The sequence below is a fragment of the Mesorhizobium sp. M7A.F.Ca.CA.004.12.1.1 genome, assembly GCF_003997835.1.
Taxonomy (GTDB): domain Bacteria; phylum Pseudomonadota; class Alphaproteobacteria; order Rhizobiales; family Rhizobiaceae; genus Mesorhizobium.
In genome coordinates this window covers 1-9,222 of sequence record NZ_RZRK01000182.1, presented here as the reverse complement: position 1 = coordinate 9,222, position 9,222 = coordinate 1, and the positions used below count along the sequence as shown (strand labels likewise).

The 9,222-nt window shown below is 63.6% G+C and carries 9 protein-coding genes; 4 read left to right on the top strand and 5 right to left on the bottom strand.

What is annotated here, in order from left to right; all coding sequences use genetic code 11:
- On the top strand, window positions 1-835 hold an 835-nt coding region (locus tag EN984_RS12175; RefSeq protein WP_127383760.1), incomplete at its 5' end, for an endonuclease/exonuclease/phosphatase family protein.
- Between the two features lie 4 nt (window positions 836-839).
- Here the strand turns inward: EN984_RS12175 and EN984_RS12170 are convergent.
- The 3 genes from EN984_RS12170 to EN984_RS37650 all read right to left on the bottom strand — a co-directional run bounded on the left by EN984_RS12170 (window position 840) and on the right by EN984_RS37650 (window position 3,456).
- Entirely contained in the window at window positions 840-1,439 is a 600-nt protein-coding gene (locus EN984_RS12170; protein ID WP_127269929.1) for a DUF922 domain-containing protein, read from the bottom strand.
- A 127-nt stretch (window positions 1,440-1,566) separates the two neighbouring features.
- Window positions 1,567-3,246 carry an electron transfer flavoprotein-ubiquinone oxidoreductase gene (locus tag EN984_RS12165; RefSeq protein ID WP_127269927.1) on the bottom strand — a complete coding sequence of 560 codons (1,680 nt, stop codon included), beginning with the start codon at window positions 3,244-3,246 and terminating at the stop codon, window positions 1,567-1,569.
- A 63-nt stretch (window positions 3,247-3,309) separates the two neighbouring features.
- Window positions 3,310-3,456 carry a hypothetical protein gene (locus EN984_RS37650; protein ID WP_155930595.1) on the bottom strand — a complete coding sequence of 49 codons (147 nt, stop codon included), beginning with the start codon at window positions 3,454-3,456 and terminating at the stop codon, window positions 3,310-3,312.
- Window positions 3,457-3,466: 10 nt separating this feature from the next.
- On the opposite strand from EN984_RS37650, the gene EN984_RS12160 reads away from it, so the two are divergent.
- From EN984_RS12160 to EN984_RS12150, 3 genes are all read left to right on the top strand, one after another.
- A complete protein-coding gene (locus EN984_RS12160) occupies window positions 3,467-4,111 on the top strand; it encodes a hypothetical protein (protein WP_127269925.1) in 645 nt (214 codons plus the stop codon).
- Window positions 4,112-4,321: 210 nt separating this feature from the next.
- Window positions 4,322-5,191: a uracil-DNA glycosylase gene (locus EN984_RS12155; RefSeq protein WP_127383759.1), complete on the top strand. Its 870-nt coding sequence runs from the start codon at window positions 4,322-4,324 to the stop codon at window positions 5,189-5,191.
- 143 nt (window positions 5,192-5,334) lie between these two features.
- Window positions 5,335-6,147: a helix-turn-helix transcriptional regulator gene (locus EN984_RS12150; RefSeq protein ID WP_127270977.1), complete on the top strand. Its 813-nt coding sequence runs from the start codon at window positions 5,335-5,337 to the stop codon at window positions 6,145-6,147.
- Here the strand turns inward: EN984_RS12150 and EN984_RS12145 are convergent, their stop codons facing one another.
- Entirely contained in the window at window positions 6,148-7,125 is a 978-nt protein-coding gene (locus EN984_RS12145) for a DMT family transporter (protein WP_127270975.1), read from the bottom strand. It lies immediately after the preceding gene.
- Window positions 7,122-9,222 (bottom strand): xanthine dehydrogenase family protein molybdopterin-binding subunit (locus EN984_RS12140; RefSeq protein ID WP_164765448.1); only part of this gene is annotated, 2,101 nt, incomplete at its 5' end. The genes EN984_RS12140 and EN984_RS12145, both read right to left, overlap by 4 nt.

Here is a 9,222-nt window from a genome sequence, read left to right as displayed (position 1 = left end):
GCTTTTTGCCGTGGCGGCCTTCGCCACCACTTCCGGGTCGCTGTCCTTCTCCCGCCTGTGGCCGGTTGAGGCCGCCTATGAAGCCAAGAACGAAGACCGCGCAATCTACAAGCTGCTGCAGATGAACCTGCGCTACGACAATCCGACGCCGAAGAAGGTGCTGTCGCTGATCGGCCGGACCAATCCCGACGTGATCACCCTCGACGAGGTATCGGCGATGTGGGCGACCGAGCTTGGCTATATCAGCAGCGCCTATCCATACCGGATCCTCTGTCCCTATCCCAACGGCATATTCGGCGTCGCGTTGCTCTCGCGGAGGCCCTTTGCCGCGGGCACCGAGGCGCGTTGCGAAAGGCGCGGCGCCATGGCGACAGCGACCGTCGACTTCGGCGGGATCGACGTCGATGTCGCGGCGATCCACCTCAGTTGGCCGTGGCCACGCGAGCAGTACTGGCAGATCGGCGAGTTGACGGAGCCGCTTTCCGCGCTCGGCGAGACGGCCATCATGGCGGGCGACTGCAATGCCGCGCCATGGAGTGCCGCCGTGCGGCGGGTCGCGGCGCTTGGCGGGCTGACCGTGATGCCGTCCGCCGGCCCGACCTGGATCCACATCAAGCTGCCGGACTTCCTGCGGCGCTTCGCCGGCCTGCCGATCGACCAGGTTTTCAGCAAGGGCGGCGTGACCATCCATTCCGCGACACGGCTGGAAGACACCGGCTCGGATCACCTTCCGGTCATGGTGGAGTTCTCACTCAGGCTGAACCAGCAAAAGCCGCTCGACGAACATGAAACCGCGACCGCGGCCATAAGCCAGACCGGCAAGACGCCAGGCTGAAGGATCAGGGCCTGACCAAAGCGATGACGAGATGCTGGACATGGCCGCCATCGCGATGCTCGCGCGCATCGAAAGCGAGCTGCTTGGCCTCATATGCGGCATTGGTGGCCTTGATACGTCGCTGTGCCTCGCGACGTGTTTTGTAGCAGAACCGGTCGTCGGCAATCCTGAGGCCGGAGATCGATCTTTCCGTGGCCCGCATCATCTCCCTGGCGATGCGGCCATGGGTTTCCTCATGGGCGCGGACGCCGGCGAAGAACCGCGTCCATCGCTTCCGGAGCGTCGGCGTGGTGGCCGAGGCGACACGCGGAAACGTATAAAAGAGATTGAGCGTGCCGTTGGCGCGCCGCAAGCGGCAAACGCCATTGTCCTGGCTGGTGTCAAGGTCCCAATCCACTGCGTAGCCGGTCAACGCGATGGCGTGCGTCATGAAGCCGTGCTTCGGCCCCTTGCGGTCCATAGCCTGCATCAGCGCCAGCCCCGTGTTCCCGGTGATGTCGTAGGTCCGCGTCTTGACCACCACCCTGGTGCCGGCCGAGGCCGCCGAAGCCAAACCGAACAGCGCAGCGATCGCCACAAGGCATGCCAGAACCGCCAGGCGCATTGGCCATCTCCTTATCGTCAAGGAATGGAACCATAAGCGCGCGGCAGTTTCAACAGTCCTAATGTTTCACTTGCCACGGGAGACCCGAGCCGTCGTCGGGGCTTTGCACGCTGTGGCCGGCGCGAGCCTACATGCCCTGGTAGACCGGGCCTTCTCCGCCTTGCGGCGGCACCCAGTTGATGTTCTGGTTCGGGTCCTTGATGTCGCATGTCTTGCAGTGGACGCAGTTCTGCGCGTTGATGACGAAGCGCACATCCTTGGCCGTGGGATCGGCGGCGGCATTGCCGTCCTTGTCGACCCACTCGTAAACCCCGGCCGGACAGTAACGCGTCGAGGGGCCCGCAAAGACATCGTGCTCGGACCGCTTCTGCAGTTCCATGTCGCCGACAAGCAGGTGGACCGGCTCGTTTTCCTCGTGATTGGTGTTGGACAGGAACACCGAGGACAGCCTGTCGAAGGTCAGCACGCCATCGGGCTTCGGATAGGCGATCTTCTTGTGCCGGGCGGCAGGCTCGAGCGTCGCATAGTCGGCCTTGCCATGCTTCAGCGTGCCGAAGGGCGAGACACCGAACAGCGTGTTCAGCCACATGTCGAGGCCGCCGAGGCCGACACCGACGATCGTGCCGAAGCGCGACCACAGCGGCTTGACGTTGCGCACCTTCTTCAAATCCTTGCCGATGTCGGTCGCGCGCCAGGCTTCCTCGTAGGAAGCGAGTTCGTCGTTGGCGCGCCCGGCACCGATCGCCTCTGCGACATGCTCGGCCGCCAGCATGCCGGACAGCACGGCATTGTGCGAGCCCTTGATGCGCGGCACGTTGACGAAGCCCGCCGCACATCCCATTAGCGCACCACCGGGGAAGGAGAGTTTCGGCACTGACTGCCAGCCGCCCTCGGTGATGGCGCGCGCGCCATAGCCGAGGCGCTTGGCGCCGTCGAAAGTCCCGCTGATCGCCGGATGGGTCTTGAAGCGCTGGAATTCCTCGAAGGGCGACAGCCAGGGGTTCTTGTAATTGAGGTGGAGGACGAAGCCGACCGCCACCTGATTGTCCTCGAGATGGTAGAGGAACGAGCCGCCGCCGGTCTTCAAGTCAAGCGGCCAGCCGAAGGAATGCTGGACCAGGCCCGGACGGTGGTTCTCCGGCTTGACCTGCCAGAGTTCCTTCAGGCCGATGCCGTATTTGCCCGGTTCGCGGCCATCGGAAAGCTTGTATCTGGCGATCAACTGCTTGGCGAGCGAGCCGCGAGCGCCCTCCCCGATCAGCACATATTTGCCCATCAGCGCCATGCCGGGTGCGAAACCCGGACCGTGCGTTCCGTCCTTCTCGACGCCCATGTCGCCGGTGACGACACCGGTGACGGCGCCTTGCTCATTGTAGAGCAGGCCGGCGGCGGCAAAGCCCGGATAGATCTCGACGCCGAGCGCTTCGGCCTTGGTCGCCAGCCAGCGGCAGACATTGCCGAGCGAGACGATGTAGTTGCCGTGATTGTTCATCAGCGGCGGCATCAGCATGTTGGGCAGGCGAAACGAGCCGGCAGGACCAAGGACGAGGAAATGGTCTGATGTGACCGGCGTCTTGAAGGGATGGCCGTCCTCATCGCGCCAGCCCGGCAAGAGCCGGTCGATGCCGATCGGATCGACAACGGCGCCGGAGAGGATATGGGCGCCGACCTCACCGCCCTTCTCCAGGACGACGACCGAAAGCTCGGGATTGACCTGCTTGAGGCGGATGGCTGCGGCGAGGCCGGCAGGGCCGGCGCCGACGATAACCACGTCGAATTCCATGCTTTCGCGTTCGATGTCGCTCATCAACCCCTCCGCACTGGCTTATCCCATTCGGGTATCTTGCTGGCTCCCGCGCTGCATAGCGCATCAATTGACGACAGGAAACCGGCGCATACGTGACAATGCCGTTTTGGCCAAAAAGTCGCGCATTGCGAGGCTGGAAGACTGCTTTTCGCCCGGCATTGCCTGCGAGGCGCGCGTTTTTAATTGTTCGACGGCTTGCTTATCGGCCATACTTCACGCCATGCGCATTCCTGGGCCAGCCGGCTTTTCATCGACGCGCTTTCTTTTCCCGCCCGGCCGGATCCGCCGGGCGCTCCTTTTGGCCCTTCTGATGCTGGCGCCGCATCACGCTGCCGCCGACGAAGTGAAGGTCTGGGCGGCTGGCGCCTACTCCTTCTCCGACGAGCTTGGCGGCTTCCACATCACCGGCGCCTCGGGCATCGGAACGAAGGACGATCCGTTCGTCATCACCGAAGAGCTGAATTCGTCAACGCCGGTGACGCTGACGATCCGCACGACAAAACCGATCCAGGCATTCGGCAAGGCCGACGAATTCGCCAACGGCATGATGTATATGCGCATCGAGGTGCTCAACAACAGCGGCCAGGCCTGGGTCGAATTCCAGTTCGAATTGCAGGAGATCCTGAATCGGCCGAGCGTGTTCGGCGACGGGCTTTCCTTCGACCAGCGCAACAAGACGCCGGACAATATCTTGTCGAGCAATTTCGCCGATTTCGATCGCGATTTCGAACCCTATGACCGGCTGCTGTTCAGGAATGGCAAGGTCGACCCGCTGAAAACCGCCAGGTTCGAATTCCTGATGACTGATTACACACCGCGATGGACGTTTTACCTCGTGCAGGATCCACGCATACCGACGGGATGAGGCGCGGATGCGGGGCGCGCTCTCCCCCCTCGAGGGGCGGCACGACCGGACGCGACTCCCCTTCGCCGACAGAGGAGGTTGACGCTCTACGCGCGACGACCCCCTCTGGCCTGCCGGCCATCTCCCCCTCAAGGAGGGAGATTGGCTGTCATCACCGCTTTCGCCAATCACAAACTTGCAAATCGTGCTCGCGCGGATGAATGTGCCGGCATGACTGCCGCTTCCCCAAACAACATACCTGACATCGCCGACTTGCTGGCCTTTTACGCCAGCGTGGGCGTCGACGAGGCGCTTGAAGACCAGCCCGTGAACCGATTCGCCGAGGTTGCGCCAAAGCCCATGGAGCGCGCGGCGGCGTCTTCGGGCGATATCGCCGCACCGCAGCGTTCGACGAATATGTCTCGCCCCGAACCAAGTGACAGATCAAGTGCGCCGCCGGTTGCGCGCCCAACGTCGGCCACCGTTCCCGACGAAGCGCAGGCGGCACTGGCTCGCCAATTGGCGACGACAGCAACGACGCTGGACGAGCTTCGCCAGCACATGGCGGCATTCGAGGGCTGCAATCTCAAGGCCACCGCCAAGAGCCTGGTGTTCGCCGACGGCAACCCGGACGCCGCCGTGATGCTGGTCGGCGAGGCACCCGGCCGCGACGAGGACATCGAGGGCCTGCCCTTCGTCGGCCGATCGGGTCGGCTGCTCGACCGCATGCTGGCGGCGATCGGGCTCGACCGTACTTCAGTCTATATCGCCAATGTCATTCCCTGGCGGCCGCCGGGCAATCGCACGCCGACGCCGCACGAAACCGAGATCTGCCGGCCGTTCATCGAGCGGCAGATCGAACTGGTCAATCCGAAGGTGCTGATCAACCTTGGCGGCCCGTCAGCCAAGACCTTGCTCAACACCTCGGAAGGCATATTGCGGCTGCGCGGCAACTGGCGCGCCCACACGACGGCGTCCGGCATCGCCATCCCGGCCATGCCGACGCTGCATCCGGCCTATCTCCTGCGAACCCCGTCGCACAAGAAGCTGGCGTGGCGGGATTTTCTCGAAGTCAAGGCGAAACTGCGTGCACTTTGGTGATTGGCCAATCTCCTCCACGAGGGGGGAGATTGGCTGTCATCTCCGCTTTCGCCAATCTCCAATGTGGATAGGCGAACGCCGGCAAGAACTATGACCTCAGACGTAATTGAAATGCCCCCCTCTCCCAGTCTAACCATGCCCTCATGACAACAGCCCAAACCTCCGCCGGCAGCCTCATTCGCGAGTGGCGCACCCGCCGCCGCATGTCTCAACTCGACCTCGCCATGGAGGCCGAAATCTCGCAGCGGCATCTGAGCTTCGTCGAAAGCGGCCGCGCCGCGCCCTCACGCGACATGGTGCTGCATCTGGCCGAGCAATTGTCGATACCGCTGAGGCAGCGCAACCAGTTGCTCCTCGCCGCCGGCTTTGCGCCGAGCTTCGGCGAGCGCTCATTGACCGACACCACGATGGCGCCGGCGATGGCGGCGGTCGAGATCGTCCTCAAAGGCCACGAGCCTTTCCCGGCACTCGCTGTCGACCGCCACTGGAACCTGGTTTCGGCCAATGCCGCCATTGCCCCCTTCCTTGCCGATGTCAGCGAGGCTTCGCTGCTGACGCCGCCGGTCAACGTCCTTCGCCTCAGCCTTCATCCCGGCGGCATCGCGCCACGCATCGTCAATCTCCAGGAATGGCGGACGCATCTGCTCGAGCGCCTGAAACACCAGAATGACGCGAGCGGCGACGCGGTGCTGATCGAACTCGAGCGTGAGCTGAGGACTTATCCGTCCGGCTTGAAAGGCAGTCGGCCGGTGTCGGTAGAGCCGAACCCCATCGTGCACCCGCTCAGGCTTGCGCACGGCGACCAGGTGCTGTCGTTCATCAGCACCATCACCGTCTTCGGCACGCCGCTCGACGTGACCCTGTCGGAACTGGCGATCGAATCGTTTTTTCCAGCCGATGAGCAGACGAGGACGGTGCTGGTTCGGTTGGCGAAGGAGCGAGCCGAGCTGTCGTAATCACCCTTCAGGCAAAGATGCCTTGCGCGTGCGGGTCCGCTCCAGGCCAAGCTGGCGTTCGCGCCAGATGATGAAGATGCCGGCGGCGACGACGATCAGGCCGCCGACGAGCATATGGAGCGTGGCGACGTCGCCGAAGACGAGATAACCGACGACGACGCCGAGGATCATCGACGTATATTCGAACGGCGCCACCACCGAGGCCTCGGCATGGCGATAGGCCGCCGTCATCAGGATCTGGCCGAGACCGCCGCAGAAGCCGGCGGCAACAAGAAGAGCCGCCTGGAGCGGCGTCAGCGCCTGCCAGCCGAATGGCAGCGACAGCAGCGACATGACGCTCGCCGTCACCGAAAACCACAGCACGATGGTCGCTGTGCGCTCGCTTTGAACGAGATTGCGCACCAAGAGCATGGCGACGGCCGAGATCGCCGCGGCGACAAGAGCGGCGATGACGCCAAGCACTTCCTGATCGTCGAGCGCCTCGTCGGAACTCAGCAGCGTCAGTTCCGGCCAGGAGATGATCAGCACGCCGACCAGGCCGACCGCGACCGCACTCCAGCGATAGACACGGATGGCCTCGCCGAGGAAGATGGAGCTGAACACCACCACCAGCAGCGGCTGCGCGTAGTTCAGCGTGATCGCTTCTGGCAGCGGCAGCCGGGTCAACGCAAAAAAGCCGAGCCCCATGGCGCAGACGCCGACCAGGCCGCGGGCGATGTGGTTGAACGGACGCTTGGTGGTGAAGGCAGTGCCGAGTTCTTTCCTGAAGGCCAGGAAGGCGATGATCGGGAAAATAGCGAAGAAAGAGCGGAAGAAGACAATCTGGCCGGCCGGAACCGTGCCTGCGGCTTTGATGCAGGTCTGCATGCCGACGAAGACCGCCACCGACACGATCTTGAACATGATGCCGGTTAGCGTGTCGTGCCCGCCGGCATCACCGCTGGCTGTGGCCGGGGGGCTGCCGGGGCCTGCTGTCACGCTCCCGACGCTTCTCGGATGGTCGCCCAGATACGCGCCGGCGTTGCCGGCATGTCGATGTGCTTGACGCCATAAGCGCGCCAGAGCGCGTCGGTCACCGCATTGAGCGCCGCCGGGGTCGAGCCGATGGTGCCGGCCTCGCCCGCGCCCTTGATGCCGAGTGCATTGGTGGTCGAAGGCACGTTGCGGGTCTCGAAATGGAAGAACGGGAAATTGTCGGCGCGCGGCATGGCGTAATCCATGAAGCTCGCCGTCAAAAGCTGTCCGTCCTCGCCATAGATGGTGTCCTCGGTCAGTGCCTGGCCGATGCCTTGCACGACGCCGCCATGCACCTGGCCGGCGAGCAGGATCGGGTTCACGGTGACGCCGAAATCGTCGACGATGGTGTAGCGGACGATCTCGGTCGCGCCGGTGTCGGGATCGATCTCGACCTCGCAGATATGAGTGCCGTTGGGATAGGTGCATTCGTCCTGCACGAACTCGCCAAAGCCCTTGAGATCATCCGGCGTCTTGGCGGCCTTGGCGATGGCGGAAAAATCGATCGAGCGATCGGTGCCGACGATGCGGGCAACACCATCAGACAGCTCAATGTCGCCGGCCGAGGCTTCAAGCTCGTCGGCGGCGATGCGCTTGATCTTGTTGGCCAGATCCTCGCCCGCGCGGGAAGCCGATACACCCCCCAGCGGTATGGAGCGCGAGCCGCCGGTGCCGCCGCCGGCTTTCAATTCATCGGTATCGCCCTGGCGGACATGGATCTTGTCGATGTCGAGATTGAGCTTTTCCGACAGGAACTGCGCATAGGCGGTGGCATGCCCCTGCCCGTTGGTCTGGGTGCCGATCTTCAGCGTCACCGTGCCATCGCCGTTGAGTTCGACGAAGGCCGGTTCGGAGCCCGGAAAGGCACAGGCCTCGATATAGGTCGCCATGCCGAGGCCGCGGATTTTTCCGCCGGCCTTCGATTGCGCCAGCCGCTCGGGAAACGCTTTCCATTCGGATTGCTCAATAGCGCGCTCCATATGGCCTTCGAATTCACCGGTGTCGTAGAGGCGGCCGGTTTGCGTCCGGTAGGGAAATTGCTCCGGCCGGATGAAGTTGCGGCGGCGGATCTCCTCGACAGGCAGGCGGAGATCGTGGGCGCAGGCATCGACCAGCTTTTCCAACAGGAACGCCGCTTCCGGCCGGCCGGCACCGCGATAGGCATCGACCGGGCAGGTGTTGGTGTAAAGGCCGGTGACCGAGACATCGAGCGCCTGGATATCGTAGACACCGGTCGACATGGTGACGCCGATATAGGGGATGAACGGGCCGTATTGCGAGATATAGGCGCCGATGTTGGCGAGCAGGTCCACCTTCATGCCGAGAAAGCGGCCGTCCTTGTCGAGCGCCATCTCGGCCGTGACGAAATTGTCGCGGCCTTGCGCGTCGGTCAGGAAGTGCTCCGTGCGGTCACCGGCCCATTTCACCGGGCGGCCAAGCCGCTTTGCCGCTTCCAGCACCAGCGGATATTCGCGGTAGACGAAGCTCTTCGGCCCGAAACCACCGCCGACATCAGGCGTGATGACGCGCAGCTGGTCCTTCTTGATCTTGAACACGCTGGCCAGGATATACTGCATGGAGTGCACGCCTTGCGACCCGGTGGTCAGCACGAAGCGCTTCTCCTCGACGTTCCATTCGCCGATCGCGGAGCGCGGCTCCATGTAGTTGCACACCAGCCGGTTGTTGACGAACTCGATGCGGGTGACATGGGCGGCCTTGGCGAAAGCCGCTTCGCTCTTTTTCTTGTCGCCCATGTGGTAGCTGAAGGCGCGGTTGGAACCAAGCTCCGGCCAGACCAGCGGCGTGCCTTCGGCCAATGCCGTTGCCGTCCCGGAGGCCGCATCTTCGCCGTCATAGTCGACATCGATCAGTTCGGCGGCATCCTGCGCCAAGGCTCGGCTGTCGGCGACGACGAAGGCAATGGCATCGCCGACATAGTTGACGCGGTCGCCGCACAGGATCGGGATGTCGCGCGTCGGAGCCTTGGTGCCGTCCGGCTGTTCCTGCATGACGCCGGATTTCAGATCGCCGAGATGGGCAAGATCCTTGCCGGTCAGCACC